At 70.5% G+C, this 19,025-nt stretch carries 18 protein-coding genes and 1 pseudogene; 7 read left to right on the forward strand and 12 right to left on the reverse strand.

Annotation, left to right across the window (positions count from 1 at the left end):
* Positions 1 to 260: 260 nt before the first annotated feature.
* From HDA41_RS03145 to HDA41_RS03165, 5 genes are all read right to left on the reverse strand, one after another.
* Positions 261 to 1,466, reverse strand: a complete 1,206-nt coding sequence (locus tag HDA41_RS03145) for an acyl-CoA dehydrogenase family protein (RefSeq protein WP_184980431.1) — start codon at positions 1,464 to 1,466, stop codon at positions 261 to 263.
* The gene (locus tag HDA41_RS03150) at positions 1,466 to 2,005 is read right to left on the reverse strand and encodes a cupin domain-containing protein (protein ID WP_184980433.1); all 540 of its coding nucleotides are present in this window, start codon (positions 2,003 to 2,005) and stop codon (positions 1,466 to 1,468) included. Before HDA41_RS03150 ends, HDA41_RS03145 begins: the two co-directional genes overlap by 1 nt.
* A gap of 380 nt (positions 2,006 to 2,385) precedes the next feature.
* On the reverse strand, positions 2,386 to 2,913 hold the full coding sequence (locus HDA41_RS42210) for a MarR family winged helix-turn-helix transcriptional regulator (RefSeq protein ID WP_184980435.1): 528 nt from the start codon (positions 2,911 to 2,913) through the stop codon (positions 2,386 to 2,388).
* 50 nt (positions 2,914 to 2,963) lie between these two features.
* Positions 2,964 to 3,812, reverse strand: a complete 849-nt coding sequence (locus HDA41_RS03160; protein ID WP_184980437.1) for a fumarylacetoacetate hydrolase family protein — start codon at positions 3,810 to 3,812, stop codon at positions 2,964 to 2,966.
* Between the two features lie 32 nt (positions 3,813 to 3,844).
* The gene (locus HDA41_RS03165; RefSeq protein ID WP_184980439.1) at positions 3,845 to 4,429 is read right to left on the reverse strand and encodes a carboxymuconolactone decarboxylase family protein; all 585 of its coding nucleotides are present in this window, start codon (positions 4,427 to 4,429) and stop codon (positions 3,845 to 3,847) included.
* A gap of 198 nt (positions 4,430 to 4,627) precedes the next feature.
* On the opposite strand from HDA41_RS03165, the gene HDA41_RS42215 reads away from it, so the two are divergent.
* On the forward strand, positions 4,628 to 5,527 hold the full coding sequence (locus HDA41_RS42215) for a VOC family protein (RefSeq protein ID WP_184980441.1): 900 nt from the start codon (positions 4,628 to 4,630) through the stop codon (positions 5,525 to 5,527).
* Positions 5,527 to 7,101, forward strand: a complete 1,575-nt coding sequence (gene paaZ, locus HDA41_RS03175; protein WP_184980443.1) for a phenylacetic acid degradation bifunctional protein PaaZ — start codon at positions 5,527 to 5,529, stop codon at positions 7,099 to 7,101. Before HDA41_RS42215 ends, paaZ begins: the two co-directional genes overlap by 1 nt.
* Before the next feature lie 376 nt (positions 7,102 to 7,477).
* Here paaZ and HDA41_RS03180 read toward each other — a convergent pair whose 3' ends face one another.
* The 5 genes and pseudogenes from HDA41_RS03180 to HDA41_RS03200 all read right to left on the reverse strand — a co-directional run bounded on the left by HDA41_RS03180 (position 7,478) and on the right by HDA41_RS03200 (position 13,251).
* Positions 7,478 to 8,158, reverse strand: coding sequence for an ABC transporter ATP-binding protein (locus HDA41_RS03180; protein ID WP_184980445.1), 681 nt, complete (start codon positions 8,156 to 8,158; stop codon positions 7,478 to 7,480).
* 230 nt (positions 8,159 to 8,388) lie between these two features.
* The gene (locus HDA41_RS03185) at positions 8,389 to 9,810 is read right to left on the reverse strand and encodes an ABC transporter permease (protein ID WP_184980447.1); all 1,422 of its coding nucleotides are present in this window, start codon (positions 9,808 to 9,810) and stop codon (positions 8,389 to 8,391) included.
* Between the two features lie 122 nt (positions 9,811 to 9,932).
* Positions 9,933 to 10,292, reverse strand: a complete 360-nt coding sequence (locus HDA41_RS03190; protein WP_184980449.1) for a hypothetical protein — start codon at positions 10,290 to 10,292, stop codon at positions 9,933 to 9,935.
* A gap of 44 nt (positions 10,293 to 10,336) precedes the next feature.
* Positions 10,337 to 11,908 (reverse strand): annotated as a pseudogene (ctaD, locus tag HDA41_RS03195) (aa3-type cytochrome oxidase subunit I); the annotation flags it as partial.
* Between the two features lie 71 nt (positions 11,909 to 11,979).
* Positions 11,980 to 13,251 carry a multidrug effflux MFS transporter gene (locus HDA41_RS03200; protein ID WP_184980451.1) on the reverse strand — a complete coding sequence of 424 codons (1,272 nt, stop codon included), beginning with the start codon at positions 13,249 to 13,251 and terminating at the stop codon, positions 11,980 to 11,982.
* 49 nt (positions 13,252 to 13,300) lie between these two features.
* Between HDA41_RS03200 and HDA41_RS03205 the strand changes: the two genes are divergently transcribed.
* The gene (locus HDA41_RS03205; RefSeq protein WP_184980453.1) at positions 13,301 to 13,807 is read left to right on the forward strand and encodes a MarR family winged helix-turn-helix transcriptional regulator; all 507 of its coding nucleotides are present in this window, start codon (positions 13,301 to 13,303) and stop codon (positions 13,805 to 13,807) included.
* A 57-nt stretch (positions 13,808 to 13,864) separates the two neighbouring features.
* On the opposite strand, the gene HDA41_RS03210 is transcribed toward HDA41_RS03205, so the two are convergent.
* On the reverse strand, positions 13,865 to 14,701 hold the full coding sequence (locus tag HDA41_RS03210; protein WP_184980455.1) for an ABC transporter substrate-binding protein: 837 nt from the start codon (positions 14,699 to 14,701) through the stop codon (positions 13,865 to 13,867).
* Between the two features lie 249 nt (positions 14,702 to 14,950).
* Between HDA41_RS03210 and HDA41_RS03215 the strand changes: the two genes are divergently transcribed.
* Genes HDA41_RS03215 through HDA41_RS03225 form a run of 3 tightly spaced genes read left to right on the forward strand, consistent with a single transcriptional unit; the run spans position 14,951 to position 17,885 of the window.
* Entirely contained in the window at positions 14,951 to 15,973 is a 1,023-nt protein-coding gene (locus HDA41_RS03215; RefSeq protein WP_221511401.1) for a FecCD family ABC transporter permease, read from the forward strand.
* Positions 15,970 to 17,034, forward strand: a complete 1,065-nt coding sequence (locus HDA41_RS03220) for a FecCD family ABC transporter permease (protein ID WP_184980458.1) — start codon at positions 15,970 to 15,972, stop codon at positions 17,032 to 17,034. The genes HDA41_RS03215 and HDA41_RS03220 overlap by 4 nt, the downstream gene beginning before the upstream one ends.
* Positions 17,031 to 17,885, forward strand: coding sequence for an ABC transporter ATP-binding protein (locus tag HDA41_RS03225; protein WP_184980460.1), 855 nt, complete (start codon positions 17,031 to 17,033; stop codon positions 17,883 to 17,885). The genes HDA41_RS03220 and HDA41_RS03225 overlap by 4 nt, the downstream gene beginning before the upstream one ends.
* Here HDA41_RS03225 and HDA41_RS03230 read toward each other — a convergent pair.
* Entirely contained in the window at positions 17,807 to 18,391 is a 585-nt protein-coding gene (locus tag HDA41_RS03230; protein ID WP_230299886.1) for a MarR family winged helix-turn-helix transcriptional regulator, read from the reverse strand. The two genes, HDA41_RS03225 and HDA41_RS03230, sit on opposite strands and share 79 nt — an antisense overlap.
* 65 nt (positions 18,392 to 18,456) lie before the next feature.
* Here HDA41_RS03230 and HDA41_RS03235 point away from each other — a divergent pair, with 65 nt between their 5' ends.
* Positions 18,457 to 18,939 (forward strand): DUF2218 domain-containing protein, encoded by a 483-nt coding sequence (locus HDA41_RS03235; protein WP_184980476.1) that lies wholly within the window; start codon positions 18,457 to 18,459, stop codon positions 18,937 to 18,939.
* The last annotated feature ends 86 nt before the right edge of the window (positions 18,940 to 19,025 follow it).

Below are 19,025 nucleotides of genomic sequence, written 5' to 3' on the forward strand. Positions count from 1 at the left end.
TGGGGTGCTGTCGGCCGCTGCCGCCGCGGTCTTCCGGTGGCTCCACGGGCGGCCCCTGGCGGCAGGTGACGGCGAGGGGGACCGTCGAGGCCGTGCCAAGGGCGCTGAAGAGCGGGCGAACCCGCCACAGGTGGGTTCTTACGCGTTCGGGCTGGTGAGGGGCCGGGCGACGATGCGTCTTCCGCCGTGCTCGGGGTCGTCCCGCCGACCTCGGTGACGGTGGTCCTGCGCCGCGTCGGCCCGGTCTCACGACCGCCCGGTCAGCGGTATGCGGCGTGGCCCGTGACGGACTCGCCGACGACCAGGGTGTGGATCTCCTCGGTGCCCTCGTAGGTGAGCACCGTCTCCAGGTTGTTGGCGTGCCGCAGCACCGGGTACTCGGTGGTGATGCCGTTGGCGCCGAGGATGGTGCGGGCGTCGCGCGCGATGTCGAGGGCGGCGCGGACGTTGGCGAGCTTGCCCAGGCTGACGTGCTCGGGTCGCAGCCGGCCGGCGTCCTTGAGCTTGCTCAGGCGCAGCGCGAGCAGCTGGGAATGTACGAGGCCGACCTGCATGCCGGCGAGCTTGCGCTGGGTGAGCTGGAAGCCGGCGAGGGGCCGCCCGAACTGCTCGCGGGTCGTGGAGTAGTCCAGGGCCGACAGGTAGCAGGTGCGGGCCGCGCCGACGACACCGCACAGGATGCCGAAGCGCGCCTCGGACAGGCAGGACAGCGGCCCTCGCAGCCCGGTCACCCCCGGGAGCACCGCCGAGGACGGCAACCGCACGTCCTCCAGATGCAGTTCGGCGGTGACGGACGCGCGCAGCGACAGCTTGCTGTGGATCTCGCTCGTCGTGAAGCCGGGGGTGCCCTTGGGGACGAGGAAGCCGCGGATGCCGTCCTCGGTGCGGGCCCAGACGACGGCGACGTCGGCGATCGAGCCGTTGGTGATCCACATCTTGGTGCCGTTGAGGATCCAGTCTCCCCCACTCTCGGCTTCGCTCGAGCGGGAGGTGCCCCCACCGTCGCGCTTGGCGACGGTGCGCATACCGCCGGGGTCGGATCCCTGGTCGGGTTCGGTGAGCCCGAAGCAGCCGACCGCCTCACCGGAGGCGAGCCTGGGCAGCCACTCCTGCTTCTGTTCCTCCGAGCCGTAACGGTGGATCGGGAACATCACGAGGGAGCCCTGCACGGACACGAAACTGCGCAGTCCGCTGTCGGCGGCTTCCAGTTCGCGGCAGGCGACACCGTAGGCGGCGGCACTCGCGCCGGCACAGCCGTAGCCGTCCAGGTGCATGCCGAACAGGCCCAACTTGCCGATTACGGGGGCGAGTTCATGGGTCGGGAAGGTACCCGCCTCGAACCAGCCGGCCACGTGGTCATTCACGTGGTCGCGGACGAAGGCGGCGACGGTGTCACGGATGAGCCGTTCGTCGTCGTCGAGTTCACTGTCCAGGTCGAGGGCGTCGACGGGGTTGAGGTGGGGCATCAGGAGTTCCTCCGGGCACCGATGAGAACGAAGAGCAGGGTTGCGGGTGAGGTGGAGCGGTTGCGCCAGGCGTGCCGGGTGCCGTTCTGCACGACGACATCGCCCGGGGCGAGGGTGGCCTCGTTGCCGTCGTCGAGTTCGAGGACGATCTCTCCCTGGAGGAGGACGCCGTAGTCGACGGTGTCGGTGGTGTGCATGCCGGGGTGGTCCGGCTCGAACAGTTCGGCCAGGCCGGGACTGGTGCGCAGGCGTTCGGCGACGGCCGCGGCCGGGTCGTAGCCCTCGCTCGCGTAGACCGTGTCCGGGGGGATGACCAGGTGGATCACGCGGGTGGCGCCGGGCTCGGGGACGAACGAGGTGACGGCGACGGTCGGGTCGGTGCCGTCGAAGGGCACGGTGGGCTGGGCGGGGGTGGCCCAGACGAGTGACGAGACGAAGCCCGGGGTGTGCTGGAGTGCGTTGGTACGGGGTGGCTGCCCGTCCTCGACGACGGCGGCTTTGCCGTCCGCCGTCGGGCCGGTGACGATTCTCCGTGGCATGGTGCGGCTCCTCGGAAGGGGAGGTGCGAGGCCGTGTGTCGGCAGGTCGGGCGAGGCGCGTGGTGACGTGATCGCGGGTGCCCGAATCGGACAGACGCCGAGGGGCGGCCTTGAACAGGCCGCACGGCTCGAATTACTGAAGATGTGAGTGACTGCCTGGACTGCCGACAGCGGGTGGCGGCTCGCTGACCCGGGGCAGGGGAAGGGCAGGGGCGGCGGTGATTTCTCCGCCGTTCCTACAGTTGGTGGAGGTGCTTCGTCGGCCACCGGACGATGCGTGACCGGAAACTATGCGTAAGAATCCTGACCGTCAAGGGCCGTACAAAATGGGCCGACGTCCCACCAAACGCCTTGCGGCCCGACGGGTTCCGTCGAAGCCCCTAGGCAGGGCGCTCCTGGTTGACCAGCCTGCCGAGCAGGACCACCAGCTGGGTGACCTCCTCGTCGTCGAGGACGGCCATCCAGGCGTGCTCCCGGGCCGTCTGCCCCTCGATCGCCTGGTGCAGCAGGTCCAGCCCGGCCGGCGTCAGCGAGACACGGACGACCCGGCGGTCGTCGCGCTCACGGCGCCGTTCGACGAGCCCGCGTTCCTCAAGGGTGTTGAGCGCGCTGGACACACTCGCCCGGGTAGTGCCGGAGATGCGGGCGATCTCCCGCTGCTCCAGATCACCGAAGATCCACAGCGTGTTCATGATCCGGAAGCCGGCCCAGGTCATCCCGAGCGGCCGGTGTACGGCACCTTCGAAGTCCTGGACCAGGCGGGCAACGAGCCGGGTGAGGTGGGTGACCGCCTCGACTCCTCGGATCTGGCGCTCCGTGTGGCCCAACCCTTCGTGGTGTGCCCGTACCTTGGCGGCGAACTCGCGGGAGCGCGGATGATCGACGGCGTCACCGGGGACATCCGACACGGACAGGGCTCCCTTCAGAGGCGGCGGCGCTGTGAGAGCGCCCGGCAGATTCAGCGGCTGATCGGATTGCGCATCGTACCCACCCCCGAGACCTGGGTCGTCAGCGTCATCCCGGGCTCCAGGTACAGCCGAGGCGTGCGCCGGACCCCGCAGCCGGCCGGAGTGCCGGTGAAGACCAGGTCGCCCGGCTCCAGGGTCACGTACCGGGACAGCCAGGCGACCAGCTCGGGGACGCTGAAGATCAGGTCCGAGGTCCGGCCGCGCTGCACCTCCAGGTCGTCGACCCAGCCCACGACCTCGATGTCGTCCGGGTCGTCGTACTCGTCGACGGTCGCCATCACCGGCCCGCACGGGCTGAAGGTGTCGTAGGACTTGGCGAGGCTGAACTGGTTCAGCGGCTTGCGCCACTGCTCCTTGCGGTCGGTGACGTCCTGGCCGGCGGTGACGCCCGCGATGTTCTGCCACACGTCCGCCGGCTCCACGGCGCGCATGGTGCGGCCGATCACCACCACGACCTCGGCCTCGAAGTCGACCTTGTCGATGCCCACGGGCACGGACACCGGCTCGTACGGGCCGGCCAGCGAGCTGGGGAACTTGGCGAAAATGCCGGGCTCTGCCGGGATGGGCATGCCCGACTCCTCCGCATGACCGCGATAGTTGAGCGCCACACCCAGGATCTTTCCGGCGCGCGGAGAGACCGGGCCCAGGTGCTTCTCGTCGTAGGCGACCGGGTCGGCGTCGGTCGCTGCCTGCGCGAGCCTCCGCAGTTCGTCGTGGTTCGACAGGTCGTACAGCACGGCGGGGTCGGGGCCGAGCGCCCCGTTGCTGGCCTTCTCCACGTCGAGGGCGCGGTCGCCGACGATGATGGTGGCCCGGCCGGCGAGGTTGGCGAGCTTCATACGTGTTTTCTCCTGGGAGTTGGGGTGGGTGGTCAGGACACCGTCGGTGCCGGCAGCGGGAGTTCCTCGCGCAGCACGGCGATGTCCGGTTCGGGCTGGATACGGAAGGTATTGATCGCCATGGCCACGGTCTGGTACTGGCCGACCGTGTACACGAGATCGATGAGCTGCTCGGTGGCGAGGTGCTCGCGCAGCTCCTTCCACACGGCGTCGTCCAGGTCGGCCCCCCTGAACAGCTGATCGGTAGCGGCGAGCAGGGCCCGCTCCACGCCGCCGAACCCGGGATCGCCGGGCCGGCCGAGGGCGCGGATCTCGTCGTCGGACACCCCGGCCCGGCGGGCGATGCGGACGTGCTGCAACCACTCGTAGTCGGCCTGGGCGAGCCAGGCGATCCGCAGGATCACCAGTTCACGGGACCTCGCGGGCAGCGTGTTCTTGCCCAGGACGTGGTTGCCGAAGACGAGGAAGCGGCGCAGCGCGTCCGGGTGGGCGGCCAGGGTCGCCCAGATCGCGTAGATGTCGCCGTCGCCGTTGCGGTACGGGCGCAGAGCTTCCAGCGTCTTGTCCGGTATGTCCTTCTCCTCGACCGGAGACAGACGCGGCTCAGTTGCAGGCATGACATGGCCCTTCACGAGTGACCGGCTGTGGTTCACGCCGCAGACCATAAGTAGATAGAACGCTGATAGTCAACAGGTTTACATTTCTGGGTTTCGCCTGTATGAATTTTGATGATTAGAACTCGAACGATCGCCTGGTCGGGCAGCCGGACCGTCCCGCGCCCCGAGCAGGCCACACAACGATCTTGGGAGGTCTCGGTGAGCATTCGCAGCCTGGGTTACCTCGGCATCGGCACCCCTGACCCCGACGGCTGGGTCGCCTACGCCAACGACGTCATCGGCACCATGCCCGTCGGTCCACCGGGTTCCCCGCAGGAGCGGAAGCTGCGGCTGGACGAGCATCCGTACCGGTTCAGTGTCGAGAGCGCCGAGTCCGGAGGCGTCACCCGGATCGGCTGGGAGATCGGCGATCCGGGCGGCCTGGAGCAGATGGCGCTGCGCCTGCGCACCCACGCAGTGGAGGTCCACGAGGGGACGCCCGAGGAGTGCGCCGACCGGCAGGTCGACCACATGGTGTGGTTCGACGGGCCCTGCGCGGTGCGCACCGAACTGTTCACCGGCCGGCACCTGTCGCCCGCGCCCTTCGTCTCGCCGCTCGGCGTGACGTTCGTGACCGGGGATCAGGGGATGGGACACGTGGTGCTGAAGTCGCCCCGCGCACTGGAGGCGGTCGACTTCTACCGGGACGTCATGGGTTTCCGGCTCAGCGACGTGACGCACCTGCCGCTGGGCGGGACGTTCTACTTCATGGGCTGCAATCCCCGCCACCACAGCATCGCCTTCGTCGAGTCACGCAAGCGCGAGGGCACGCACCACATCCTGTGCGAGGTCTCGGACATGGACGCCGTCGGCCGCGCCCATGACCGGGCCCGCGCCCACAAGGTCCCGCTGATGGCGACGCTCGGCCGGCACTCCAACGACCTGATGTTCTCCTTCTACATGCGCTCCCCCGCCGGCTTCGGCATCGAAGTGGGCTCCGAGGGACGGCGGGTGGACGACGAGACCTGGGTGAGCCGCGTCTACCACTCGGACATCTGGGGCCACCACCCGGTCAACGAAGGCGACGACGCGTACGCGGGAACGGAAGGGACGGCCTGATGAGACTGCTGCCGAGCTATGTACAGGACCGGTGGTACACGCCGACCGGGGACGGCACGCCTGTGTACGACGCGGTCACCGGCGAGGAGATCGCCCGGGCCTCGTCCTCGGGTATCGACATGGCGGGGGCGCTTCACCACGCGCGTACCGTCGGCGGGCCGGGACTGCGCGCGCTCACCTTCCACCAGCGCGCCGCACTGCTCTCGGACCTCGCCGCCCACCTGCGCGGGCACCGCGAGGAGTTGTACGCGATTTCCGCCCGGACGGGCGCGACGCTGTACGACTCGAAGTTCGACATCGACGGCGGCATCAGGGTGCTGCTTCACTACGCCGCGCTGGGGCTGCGTGAACTGCCCGGCGGGGACGAGCGGTTGGCCTACGCGGAAGGTCCGCTGGAGTCCCTGAGCCGGGACGGCAGCTTCCTCGGCGGGCACGTCTGCACTCCGCTGCGGGGCGCGGCAGTGCAGATCAACGCGTACAACTTCCCGGTATGGGCCCCTCTGGAGAAGCTGGCCCCGGCCCTGCTGGCCGGCGTGCCCAGCCTGATCAAGCCCGCCACCCCGACCTGCGTACTGACCAGCCGTCTGGTTGAGCTGATCGTGGAGTCCGGGCTGCTGCCGCCCGGCAGTCTCCAGTACGTCTGCGGCAGCGCCGGGGACCTGCTCGACCACCTCATCGAGCAGGACCTCGTGTCGTTCACCGGCTCGGCGGCCACAGCCGAACGGCTGCGCACCCACCCAGCGGTCGTCCGGCAGGCAGTGCGCTTCAACGCCGAAGCGGATTCCGTCAACTGCTCGGTGCTCGGCCCGGACGCCACGCCCGGTACTGCGGAGTTCGACCTCTACATCGACCAGTTGGTCACCGAGATGACCGTGAAGGCGGGGCAGAAGTGCACCGCGATCCGCCGCGCCTTCGTGCCCGCCGACCTGATGGACGCGGTCGGTGAGGCCGCCGCCGCCCGGCTGGCGAAGGTCGTCGTGGGGGCACCGTCCGACCCCGCGGTGCGCATGGGCGCCCTGGCCGGGCTCGCGCAGCGCGACGAGGTACGCCGCTGCGTGAAGACGCTCCTCGACTCCGCGCGCCTGGTCTTCGGGCACCCGGACCGGGTGGACGTCCGGGGCGCCGACGCCGAACGGGGCGCGTTCCTCTCCCCGTTGCTGCTGCGCTGCGACGACCCGGGCGCCTCCGCACCGCACGAGGTGGAGGCGTTCGGCCCGGTCAGCACGCTCATCCCCTACACGTCACCGGAGCACGTGGCCTTCCTGGCCTCCCTCGGCCGAGGCAGCCTCGCGGGGTCCGTCGTCACCGGCGACGCGGCCTTCGCCCGTGAGGTGGTGCTGGGGGTCGCGCCCTGGCACGGCAGGCTGCTGGTCCTCGACACCGAGTCCGCCAAGGCGTCCACCGGCCACGGCTCCCCACTGCCCGCCCTGATCCACGGCGGTCCCGGACGGGCCGGCGGCGGCGAGGAGATGGGCGGCGTCCGCGGCGTTCTCCACCACATGCAGCGCACCGCCCTCCAGGGCAGCCCGCGCATGCTGGCCACGCTCACCGGCCACACGGCCGAGGAGCGGTGACGGGCGGGAACGCCCGCCTCTGAACCCCGTGGGAGGCCCCTACCCCTGCCTCCCACGGCGACAGGCGGCCGGGCCGGCGCCACGACGGGATGTCCGCCACCGCACGGCGGGCACCCTGGCCGGCCCGGCCGCCGGGCAGTCACCGCGGACGGCGATGGCGACTTCTCCTCCCAGTGCCGCGCCTGCCCAGCAGGCCCAGATCTTCGGCCCCACTGGCACTTGTACCTTCCCGTGCCGCACCGCGTTGCCGACCAGCTCGCTCACAACGATCTCGGTGGAGCCACCCCGGCGCGCCCGGGCCTTGGACAGAGGGGCGACCCGCCAGAGCCCCGTGGAGTCCGGCGGGCCGCCCGCCGATCAGGCCGGCCGGTTTCTCTCAGGCTGCCTTCTCGGTGACCGTCAGGGCTCCCTTGCGGATCGTCGCCAGGCGCGGTGCCTTCTTCGCGATGGAGGAGTCGTGGGTGACCACGATGAAGGTCAGTCCGTGCTCCTTCCACATGGACTCCAGCACATCCATGATCTCGTCACGCATGGACTCGTCGAGGTTGCCGGTGGGTTCGTCCGCGAGCAGCACCTTGGGCCGCTTCACCAGGGCCCGCGCGATAGCCACACGCTGCTGCTGACCGCCGGACATCTCGGAGGGAAGGTGGCCGAGGCGTTCCCCGAGACCCACCGACTTCAGCGCCTCGGCTGCCCGTTCACGCCGCTCGGAAACCTTGACACCGAGTGGCACGAGCGCCGTCTCGACGTTCTCCTGAGCGCTCAGCGTGGGAATGAGGTTGAAGCTTTGGAAGACAAAGCCGATCGACTGTGACCGCACCTTCGTGAGCCTGGCCTCGGACAGCCTGGCCAGATCGATGCCGTCGAGTTCCACGCTTCCCGAGGTGGGCCGGTCGAGTCCGCCGAGCATCTGAAGGAGCGTGGACTTGCCGCCGCCGGTGGGGCCCTGGATGACGAGCCGGTCACCGTCCGCGATCGTCAGGTCGACGCCGGCGAGCGCGTGGACCGTCTCCCTGCCCTTGCGGTACTGCTTGGTGACGCCTCTGAGCTGATACAAGGTGCAACTCCAATGAGAATCGAGGGGTTTCGCGCACTGGCCTACGGATGCGCGGTTTGCCTGTGGGTGCGCGGCGCGGGCGAAGGTCCGGGCCGCGCACCGGACGTCTACGGTTCATGTGGACGCAGGATGGAGCCCCGCCCCGGGTGCGTACCGACGCGATGTGGACGCGGGGCGGAAGGATCATCGACGGCCGGGCCGGCCCGGGGAGGGCGGCCCGGCCGTCTGGCCTACTCCACGCGGCGCAGCGCGTCCGCCGGCCGCAGCCGGGAGGCGCGCCAGCCGCCGAAGGCACCCGCGATCAGCCCACCCGCGACGGCGAGGCCGACGGCGGTACCGATGGTGGTCAGGCTGATGGGCGCGGTCAGCGCGACCTCGAAGGCCTGGGACGCGGACTGCCGCACGGGGCCGCCCATGCCGCCAGGACCTGCCGTCCCGCCGGTGGCACCGATCTGGGCCTGGAGCGTCGGGCTGACCGCGGTGACGGTGTACGCTCCCGCGAGGCCCAGGGCGATTCCGAGTACGCCGCCCGCCAGCCCGTTCACGACCGCCTCGCCGACGACCTGCCGGGTGACACGGCCCGACTTCCAGCCCAGCGCCTTGAGAGTGCCGAACTCCCGTACGCGGCGGGAGACGGCCGACATGGTCAACAGGCCGGCGACGAGGAACGCGGCCACGAGCACCGCGATGGACAGCCACTTGCCGACATTCGAGGCGAGGCTGGAGGCCGTGGACAGGGAGCCGGATACTGTGTCCGCCAGATCGGCCGAAGTGGTCACGGTCGTACCGGAGATGTTCTGCTGGATGGTGCTCTTGACGGCGTCGATCCGCTGCGAGTCGGTCACCTGGACGTAGACCGTGGTGACCCTGTCCTTGGAGTCGGACAGGGCCTGGGCCTGCTCAACAGGGATGTAGAGGTTGGCGGTCGCGTCACCGCTGTCTGGTGTGGCGATGCCGATGATCTCGAACTTGGTACCGGAGATCGTGACGGCGTCACCGAGGGCGAGGTCCTTCTCCTTGGCATACGACTCGTCGACGACCGCGACCTTGGCGTCGGTCTCGGAGCTCCTGAACGTACGACCCTTGCTGATCTTGGAAGAGGTCAGCGGGCCGATGGCGAGGTTGGTGACGTCGGTGCCGTAGACGGTATAGCTGTTGACCTCGAAATCGGCGCCGCCGCCCTGGACTCTGCCCTGCCCTCCGCCGGGGCCGCCCTGGCCCGGCTGGATCTCGCCCTGGGCGAACTGGCCGTTGACCTTGACGACGTTGAGGCTCAACCCGCCGACCGCCTCGGCGACCCCCTGCTGCTCGCCGACCTTGGTGACGGTGCTGGATGACAGGGTCTGGAAGCCCTGGACCATGACGCGGTCGGTGCTCTGCTCCTCGCCGGAGCCGCTGTCCTTGGCGTCGAACTGGAAGCGCGGCCGTCCCTCCGCATCACCCTCTTCCGGCGGCTCGGCCGCCTTGGTAACGGTCATGTCGGTCCCCAGGCCGTACAACGACTGGAGGACCTTGCCCTGGGCCTGCTCCATACCGGCCGAAACGGAGCTGACGACGATGACAAGTGCGATGCCGAGCGCGAGCCCGGAGGCGACGACGAGCGCTGCCTTTCTGCGGCGGCGCAGTTCGCGCCTCAGATAGGTGAAGAACATGCCATAACGATATGTATGCACCATGATGATGAGATAAGTTACTTATAAGAGAATCATGAGGTTTTGTAGGCGAATTGAACGAGGGGATGCGCCCGACATCGGAGAGCGCGGAACCACAGCCGTCAGTCGGCACTCCATACGGCAGCCAGGATCGGTAGAGCGGTCGTTGCGACGAGCGCCACCGCCAGGCAACCGGCGATCAGCCGTCTTTTGAGACGGCGACAGACCTCCTCGTACTCGGTCCGCAGCTCGCGGGCCCGCAAGTCGGTTCGCTGCCAGGAGAGTCGGCAGAGGCCCACATACATGTCGACGAACTCCCGCTCGATCTCGTGGCGTTGATCATCCGTCAGCCAGTCCAGGTGCGCGGTGCACTGCTCGGCGGCCGCCCGCCCCTCCGCACGGGCGGCCTCGATGAGCAGATGGCCTTCGACCTCGTTGATCAGCGTTCGCGCCTCCACCGGCCGGCCCCGCATCGCCGTCATCGCGGGCTTCGCTCGACCACGGCCGACCCGGTGCGGGCCGTGTCCACTTCAGGGTGGTGCAGGTCGAACGCCGGGGATTCACTGCGGATCCGCGGCATCGTGATGAAGTTGTGCCGCGGCGGCGAGCAGGAGGTCGCCCACTCCAGGGAGCGGCCGTAGCCCCACGGGTCGTCGACGCCGACCGGCTTGCCGTACTTGGCCGTCTTCCAGACGTTGTAGAAGAACGGCAGGACCGACATGCCGAGCAGGAACGAGCTGATCGTCGAGATCGTGTTCAGCGCGGTGAAGCCGTCGGCCGCGAGGTAGTCCGCGTACCGGCGCGGCATGCCCTCGGCACCCAGCCAGTGCTGGACCAGGAACGTGCCGTGGAAGCCGATGAACAGCGTCCAGAAGGTGATCTTGCCGAGCCGCTCGTCCAGCATCTTGCCGGTCCACTTCGGCCACCAGAAGTGGAAGCCGGAGAACATCGCGAACACCACGGTGCCGAAGACGACGTAGTGGAAGTGGGCCACCACGAAGTACGAGTCCGAGAGGTGGAAGTCCATCGGCGGCGAGGCCAGGATGACACCGGTCAGACCACCGAAGGTGAAGGTGATCAGGAAGCCGGTCGCCCACAGCATCGGCGTCTCGAAGGACAGCGAGCCCTTCCACATCGTGCCGATCCAGTTGAAGAACTTCACACCCGTCGGGACCGCGATCAGGAAGGTCATGAAGGAGAAGAACGGCAGCAGCACACCGCCGGTGACGTACATGTGGTGCGCCCACACCGTCACGGACAGACCCGCGATCGAGATCGTCGCGCCGATCAGACCCATGTAACCGAACATCGGCTTACGGGAGAAGACCGGGATGACCTCGGAGATGATGCCGAAGAACGGCAGCGCGATGATGTACACCTCTGGATGGCCGAAGAACCAGAAGAGGTGTTGCCACAGCAACGCCCCGCCGTTGGCGGAGTCGAAGATGTGGGCACCGAACTTGCGGTCCGCCTCCAGGGCGAACAGCGCGGCCGCCAGCACCGGGAAGGCCAGCAGGACCAGGACACCGGTCAGCAGCACGTTCCAGGTGAAGATCGGCATGCGGAACATCGTCATGCCCGGAGCGCGCATGCAGATGATCGTGGTGATGAAGTTGACCGAGCCGAGGATCGTGCCGAAGCCGGAGAAGGCCAGACCCATGATCCACATGTCGGCGCCGATGCCCGGGGAGCGGACCGCGTCCGAGAGCGGGCTGTAGGCGAACCAGCCGAAGTCGGCCGCGCCCTGCGGCGTGAGGAAGCCGCCCACCGCGATGAGCGAGCCGAACAGGTACAACCAGTAGGCGAACATGTTCAGCCGGGGGAAGGCCACGTCGGGCGCGCCGATCTGGAGCGGCATGATCCAGTTCGCGAAACCGGCGAACAGCGGCGTCGCGAACATCAGCAGCATGATCGTGCCGTGCATCGTGAACGCCTGGTTGAACTGCTCGTTCGACATGATCTGATTGCCGGGGCGGGCCAGTTCGGCGCGCATCAGCAGCGCCATCACGCCGCCGATGAGGAAGAACGCGAACGACGTGACGAGATACAGCGTGCCGATCGTCTTGTGGTCGGTGGTCGTCAGCCACTTGACGGCCTTCGCACCCGCAGGCCGTTCTGCCGCGAGTGCGGGTGTGTGAGCGCTATCCGCCGCATCCCGCGTGGCCATCCTCATGCGTGCGCACCCCTCTGCCTGCTCTGCTCCTGCGCCCGCCACGGGCGCACCAGGAACACCAGGCACAGAGCGGCGCAGATCAGCGAACCAAGCATGGTGGCCGCCATCGGCATGGCGCTTGAGGTGCCGAACGCGCCGACGAGCGGTGAGGCGAGGGCGCCGAACAGGAACTGGATACCACCGAGCAGCGCGGACGCGGCTCCGGACGCCTCCCGCCCGAGCGACTGCCCCAGACTCATACTGGCCGGGAAGATGCCGCCGATACCGAAGGCGGCGAAGAAGAGGGTGACCCAGGTGCCGGCCAGGCTGCCGCCGACCGTGACCAGGAGGAGCACCTGGACCAGTACGGCGGCCACCGCGACCGCCACCGACGCGCTCAGCAGCGTGCCCATCGTCAGTCGCCGCGAGAGCACGCCGAACACCGCACCGGCGAGCAACATGCCGCACGCGTTCACCGCGAAGACCAGGCTGTAGAGGCCGGCGGAGGTGTCGTACACCTCCTGGAAGACGAAGCTGGAGCCGGCGATGCAGGCGAAGAGCGCAGCCGCGGCGAACGCCAGCGTGAGTGTGCAGCCGAGGAAGGCGCGATGGCCCAGCAGTCGGCCCATGGCGTGGAAGCTGCCGGCCACCCCGCCCTGGTGGCGCCGCTCCGGCGGGAGGGACTCGGGGACCCCGGGCAGGACCGCGAGGAAGAGCAGGACCCCGAAGAGCGCGAGTGCCACGAAGGTGGCCCGCCAGCCTCCGGCGGACAGCAGGCCGCCGCCGACCACCGGCGCGATGACGGGCGCCACGCTCAGCACCATGGTCAACAGCGAGAAGTAGCGGGGCAGTTCGGGTCCGTGGAAGCGGTCGGTGAGGACCGCGCGGGCCAGCACCATGCCCGCGGCACCCGCGACACCCTCCAGAAAGCGGGCGGCTATCAGCATCTCGATGGTCGGGGCGAAGGCGCACACCAGCGACAGCACGGCGAACAGCGCGGTGCCGGAGACCAGCAGCCGGCGGCGGCCGAGGCGGTCGCTGAGCGGGCCGATGAGCAGCTGGCCGATGACCAGACCGGCCAGGAAGGAGGTCATGGACAACTGCACGGCGGAGTCGCTCGCGTGCAGCGCGCGGCCCATCTCCGGGAAGCCGGGGACGTACATGTCGGTCGCGAGCGGCGCGATCGCGGTCAGTGCGCCCAGCAGCGCGATCAGCACACCGGCCCGTCGGGGCGGGGTGGTGACGGCCGACGTCTCGGATGCCGGTTCGGAAGTCGTGGTGGGTACCATGGACTACACAGTAAACTGTTTGTCTACCGGTTAACAATTGGCGGTAACAATGACTTCTCCGTCGACCCCCGAGGACTTCCGCGCCATGTGGACGGCAGCACGCCCCGACCTCGATACCTCCCCCATGGACATCGTGGGCCCCATCAAGCGCATCGAGGCCATGCTGACCACCGCCCTGGAGCCGTTGTACGAGGGCGCCCCGCTGACCGCTCCGGAGCTCGACGCCCTCGTACAACTCCGGCATGCCCAGGGTCCGGTGATCGCCCGTCGGCTCGCCGAAACCCTGGGATGCTCCCGCGCGGCCGTCAGCAAGACACTGGCCAAGCTGGAGAAGCGCGGCTTCGTCGAGCGCCGTCCGAGCCCCGCCGACCGGCGCGCCGCACTGGTCACCGTCACACCGGCGGGATGCGACGCGATCGACACGATGTTCCCCCGGCAACTGGCGACGGAGGCCGAGTTGCTCGACAGCCTCGGCGCGGAGCGCGAGCGGGTGGTGGAGGCGCTGAACCTGCTGGAGAAGGTCCTTCAGCAGCGGGTGACGAGGCAACGGGCCTGACCCCAGTGACCGGCGGCCCACCGCTCCGCGCGGTACGCCCGGCTTGTCGCCTCCGCGTCAGGCGGCGCTGCGGAGCCGTTCGATGTCGTCGAGGACCTCGGCGGCGGCGAGGGGACCGGCCGCACTGCTCCACACGTCTCCGTCGACCACGTCGACATCGCCCGTCCTCACCGCCCGCAGGCGGGCGAAGGCCGGCTGCGCCTTGGCCGCCGCCAGGGCCTTCTCGCCGTCGGCGTTGAGGGTGGTGAGGTAGATGCGGTCGGCGTCGATCTCCCCCAGGTTCTCCAGGCTGAGCGGGTCGGTGTGCGGCTTGCCGGTGAAGGCCGCGGCGGGCGAGATCCGGTCGCCGGTCAGTTTCAGCAGACGACTGGGCATCAGCGCGGATGACAGGATCACCGGGCCGGTGGCCATCCAGCGGACGACGACCGCCGTTCCCGTGCCGTCGGCGGAGCGGCCGCCGGCGATGTCCTCGGCCCGCTGCTCGATGCCGGTGAGAAGCCGCTCCGCTGCGGCCTCCTTGCCGAGCGCGGCGGCGACGGTGCGGGTCTCGCTCTCCCAGTCACCGAAGCGGGCCGGCTCGGGCACCACCGTCGGCGCGATCGCCTTGAGCGCGTCGTACTGCTCCCGGGGCGTGCCGGAGGCGGCGAGGATGAGCTCGGGCCGGGCGGCGGCGACGGCTTCCAGGTTGGTCTCCGCGACGGTGCCGACGAGGGCGATGCCCGGCACCTTCTCGGCGAGGTAGGGCGATACGGCATTACCCCCCCGACTGGACAGCGTGCCCACCGGTTCGACACCCAGGGCGAGGGTGCTGTCCAGTGCCGTGTCCCCCAGCGCGACCACCCGGCGGGGAGCGGCCGGGACCTCGACAGCGCCGTAGGCGGTGCGTACCGACACGGACGACGCCCTCCTGCCCTCCACGGCGGTCGGCCCGGGCGACCCAGTGGTGCAGGCGGTGAGCAGGGCAAGGGGGACCACGGCAACGGCGGCGGCGAAACGGCGACGCGGCAGCGTGGACGACGAAAACGAGGGCAACGAACGGCGCATGGCGACTCCCTGCGAAATATACCTCTGAGACAGATGTACTGTTAGGGCAACCTAACCACACACGTCTCGCGGGGCGTGTCAGTCGTCGGAGGTCAGCCAGTGCTCGACGGGAACCAGAGGCGGACCGTCAGCGGCTCCGCTGCGGTGGGCCTCGCCGTGCCGGTCGCCCTGCTCGCTCTGACCGGCCTCGCATCCCTGCTGATCGGCAGCGGCGAGGTGGGGCCGGTCCGCTCGTGGCGGGAGGTGGCCGGCGGTGCCGGGGACGCTGAGGCGGCGTTCGCCGTGTGGCACCTGCGCTGGCCCCGCACCGTCGTGGCGGTGGCCGTCGGCGCGGCGCTGGGCACGGCCGGGGCGGTGCTCCAGGCGGTCGCGCGCAATCCGCTCGCCGAGCCCGGCCTGCTCGGTGTCAGTGCCGGTGCCTCCACGGGCGTCGTGCTGGTGATCACGCTGGGCGGCAGCGTGGCCACACTGGGCCCGCACATCGCCGTGACCGGCGCCCTGCTCGGCTGCCTCGCCGCGGTCGGGGCGGCGCGGCTGCGGGGCGTCGGCGACGATCCGCTGCGGCTCGTCCTGGCCGGCGCCGCGCTCAGCGGACTGCTGGGGTCTTTCACCTCCGTGCTGCTGCTCGTCGATCAGCGCACCGCCGACGAGGTGCGGTTCTGGACGGTGGGAGGCGTCGCCGGACGCGATGTCGGCGAGCTGGCCGAGGTGACACCCGCCCTGCTGCTCGGCGGGCTGCTCGTGCTGCTCGTGGCGCGCCCGCTCGCCGCCCTGGCCCTCGGCGAGCAGGCGGCCGCCTCACTGGGGCACCGGCCGGGCCGCACCCGCCTCACCGCCATCGTCGCCGTGGCACTGCTCGTGGGCGGCGCCACCGCGGTCGCCGGACCGATCGGCTTCGTCGGTCTCGTGGTGCCCTTCGCGGCACGGGCGCTGGTCGGTCCCGACCTGCGCCGGGTGCTTCTACCGTCGCTCCTGCTGGGGCCGGTCGTCGTGCTGGCCGCCGATGTCACCGCACGACTGCTGGTACGCCCCTACGAGATGCCCCTCGGCGTGGTCACCGCTGTGATCGGCGCCCCCGTACTCGTCGCCGTGGTGCGCTCCCGACGGGTGCCGGCGCTGTGACCGCGACCGCCGCGCCGCCCCCGGAGGCACCCCGAGGCACCCTGCTGCTGCGTGTCGGCGGTGCGTCAGCACTGCTGAACCTGCGGGAGGTTGCCGGGTTCGCCGTACTCGCCGGTGCGCTGCTCCTCGCCGTCACCACCGCCCTCGCTGTCGGCACCGTACCCATGGGGCCGCTGCGCTCACTGCCCGCGCTGGCCGGTGCCGGCGACCCGGCCGACGTACTCGTCGTGCAACGGCTGCGAGCGCCACGGCTGGTCGCCGGACTGCTCGTCGGCGCCGCCCTCGGCGTCTCCGGCTGCCTGATGCAGACCCTTGCGCGCAACCGGCTCGCCACCCCGGGCACCGTGGGCATCGACGACGGCGCCACCGCCTTCGCGGTCGCCTCCGTCGTGGGCGCGTCCACCTCGCTCGCCCCCTCCGCGATGGCCCTCGCCGGAGCCGCCACCGCCGCGGCACTGACCCTCGGCCTCGCGGGCGGAGCGGGCACCTCCGGCTACCGCTTCGTCATCGTCGGACTCGGCGTGGGCGCGGTACTCGGCGCGGTCACCAGCCTGCTGCTGGTCCGCGCGCCGATCGACGCCGCCAACGCCGCGTTCCCCTGGGCGGTGGGCACACTCAACGCACGCCCCACCACACCCGTGGCATTGCTCGGACTCGGCCTCGCGGCATGTCTGCCGCTCGCTCTGCTGGCCGGACGACGGCTGACGGTGCTGCTCCTGACCGACAAGGTGGCGGCCGGTCTCGGCGTGCGGGTACGCGCGGTGCGGCTCGCCGCCCTCGCGCTCGCCGTCGTGTGCGCCGGCCTCGCGGTCGCCGTCGGGGGGCCGCTCGGCATGGTCGCCCTGCTCGCGCCCGAGACCGCCCGCCGCGTCTGCGGCCCGCACGGCGTTCCCGTGCTCGGCAGCGCACTGGCGGGAGCGGCGCTCGTCCTCCTCGCCGACACCGCCGGACGCACCGTCACCACACCCGTCGAGGTGCCGGCCGGGCTCGTCACCGCGGTGGTCGGCAGCCCGTACCTGATCTGGCTTTTGCTCAGCTCACACCCACGGAGGCTGCCATGACCCACCCCACCACCGCCCCGTCGACGGAGGCCGCCCCTCCGCCGCCGACGGAGGACGCGGCCGTCCCGTCGGCCGTACTTCGCGCCGACGACCTCACGCTCGCGCACGGGCAGTCGATCGCTGTGGACACCGTACGGCTCGCTCCCCCACCGGGCCGCCTGACCGCCGTGGTCGGCCCGAACGGCTGCGGCAAGAGCACGCTCCTGGCGGGGCTGAGCCGACTGCACCGCCCCAAGGGCGGCAGCGTCCTGCTCGACGGCCGGATCCTGGCCCGGCTGCCCGTCCGGGAGGCCGCCCGCCGCATCGGCCTGCTCCCCCAGTCCGCCCAGGCCCCGGACGGACTGACCGTCGCCGATCTGGTCCGGTTCGGCCGGCAGCCACACCAGGGCTTGCTGCGGCAATGGTCGCCACGGGACCAGCAGGCCGTGGACCGGGCGCTCGCCGCGACCAGCATGACGGCACTGGCCGACCGCCCCCTGGAAACCCTGTCGGGCGGACAGCGGCAACGCGCCTGGATCGCCATGACGGTGGCTCAGGAGACGCCGGTACTGCTGCTGGACGAGCCGACGTCCGCGCTCGACCTGGGCCACCAGATCGAAGTCTTCGAACTGCTACGGGAACTGACCACCGTCGGCCGCACGGTCGTGGTCGTCGTGCACGACCTCGTCCTGGCGTGCCGCTACGCCGACCACCTCGTCGCCATGCAGGCCGGCCGGGTGGTCGCCGAGGGCACCCCGCACGAGACTGTCACGCCCGAGCTGATCCGCCGTCTCTACGGCGTGGAAGCGGACGTGCTGCGCGACCCGGAGACCGACGGCCCGTTGGTCGTCCCCCGAGGGCTCGCCCGATGAGCGGTGTCACCCCGGTCGGCATCCTCGCCCTCTGCCTCCGGGTCGGCCTCCTCGAGGGCGTCCAGCAGCCGGCGCAGTGCGGGCATCGCCCGGTCAAGTGCCCGGCGGTCGGCCTCGTCCAGGCTCAGCAGCGCCGCCGACAGCACCTCGTCACCGGCCGCGACCCAGGCGGCAAGACGGTCCACCGCCTCCTCGGTCAGGTACAGCCGCGCGGCCCGCCGGTCCGAACGGTCACGGTCCCGCCTCAGCAGCCCCGCACGGACGAGCTCGCCCACGATGGTCGACACCGTGTTCGGCACCAACTGGAGTCGCTCGGCCACGGCTCGCGGCCCGATCCCCGGATGCGCCTCGACCGTGCGGAGCACCTCGACCTGCGCATCGGGCAGCCGCTCCGCCGAAGCCTGCCGGCGCACGGCACGGCGCGCGACCCGCGACACGGCCCCGAGCAACGGCAACTGCCGAACGAGCCCCAGCACCTCCGCATACTCCCGCTCAGGACCGGTCACCGCACCACCGAACGGCCAGGTCTCGACGCAGCGGCACCAGGACACCAACGAACAGGAAGAACGACATGACAACGCACGAAACGACTCTACGGTCCCACGCCGACGTTCCCACAGCGCGGGCCGAGCGGTGGCGCAAGCAGCTCGCCTCCCACCTCGGCCGCAAGTGCGAGGTGGTACGCGACGGCGACACGATCACGCTCCTGCTCGCCGGCGGCTCCTGCGCCATGACCTACGACGCCACGACCCTGCGCCTGGACGCCGGCGGGCCCGACCAGGACACCCTGGCCCAGGTTCAGCACGTCATCGGCGTGCACCTCGAACGGTTCGCCTCCGAGGAGGGACTGCGCGTCGCCTGGCACCGCGCCGAGACCGCCCTGCGTTCGTACACAGGGGACCCCACCCGGCGGGCGAACGCCGCGATCCCGGGGCTCCATCGACAGGTCGCGGGAGGCGAAGAAGGTCCGGTTGGCCTCGCCCACCGTCTCCAGCTCACGGCACAGCAACTCGCGGCGCACCGCCCAAACGGCGAAGACACAGGACAGCGATGACCGCCCTGCGATCGGGAGTCACCTGGCAAGGTCTGGTTCGCCGCGGACCTGCTGAGGCCGAGCGAGGGCGGGGTACGACACCGCAC

The sequence above is a fragment of the Streptomyces caelestis genome (genome assembly GCF_014205255.1).
GTDB classification, from domain to species: domain Bacteria; phylum Actinomycetota; class Actinomycetes; order Streptomycetales; family Streptomycetaceae; genus Streptomyces; species Streptomyces caelestis.

Bases quoted from the DNA above. Each gene is read 5' to 3' on its own strand.
- HDA41_RS03235 (WP_184980476.1), top strand. From the start codon at position 18,457: ATGACAACGCACGAAACGACTCTACGGTCCCACGCCGACGTTCCCACA.
- HDA41_RS03145 (WP_184980431.1), bottom strand. From the start codon at position 1,466: ATGCCCCACCTCAACCCCGTCGACGCCCTCGACCTGGACAGTGAACTC.
- HDA41_RS03200 (WP_184980451.1), bottom strand. From the start codon at position 13,251: ATGGTACCCACCACGACTTCCGAACCGGCATCCGAGACGTCGGCCGTC.
- HDA41_RS03190 (WP_184980449.1), bottom strand. From the start codon at position 10,292: ATGACGGCGATGCGGGGCCGGCCGGTGGAGGCGCGAACGCTGATCAAC.
- HDA41_RS03225 (WP_184980460.1), top strand. From the start codon at position 17,031: ATGACCCACCCCACCACCGCCCCGTCGACGGAGGCCGCCCCTCCGCCG.
- HDA41_RS03150 (WP_184980433.1), bottom strand. From the start codon at position 2,005: ATGCCACGGAGAATCGTCACCGGCCCGACGGCGGACGGCAAAGCCGCC.
- HDA41_RS03160 (WP_184980437.1), bottom strand. From the start codon at position 3,812: ATGAAGCTCGCCAACCTCGCCGGCCGGGCCACCATCATCGTCGGCGAC.
- HDA41_RS03185 (WP_184980447.1), bottom strand. From the start codon at position 9,810: ATGTTCTTCACCTATCTGAGGCGCGAACTGCGCCGCCGCAGAAAGGCA.
- HDA41_RS03165 (WP_184980439.1), bottom strand. From the start codon at position 4,429: ATGCCTGCAACTGAGCCGCGTCTGTCTCCGGTCGAGGAGAAGGACATA.
- paaZ (WP_184980443.1), top strand. From the start codon at position 5,527: ATGAGACTGCTGCCGAGCTATGTACAGGACCGGTGGTACACGCCGACC.
- HDA41_RS03205 (WP_184980453.1), top strand. From the start codon at position 13,301: ATGACTTCTCCGTCGACCCCCGAGGACTTCCGCGCCATGTGGACGGCA.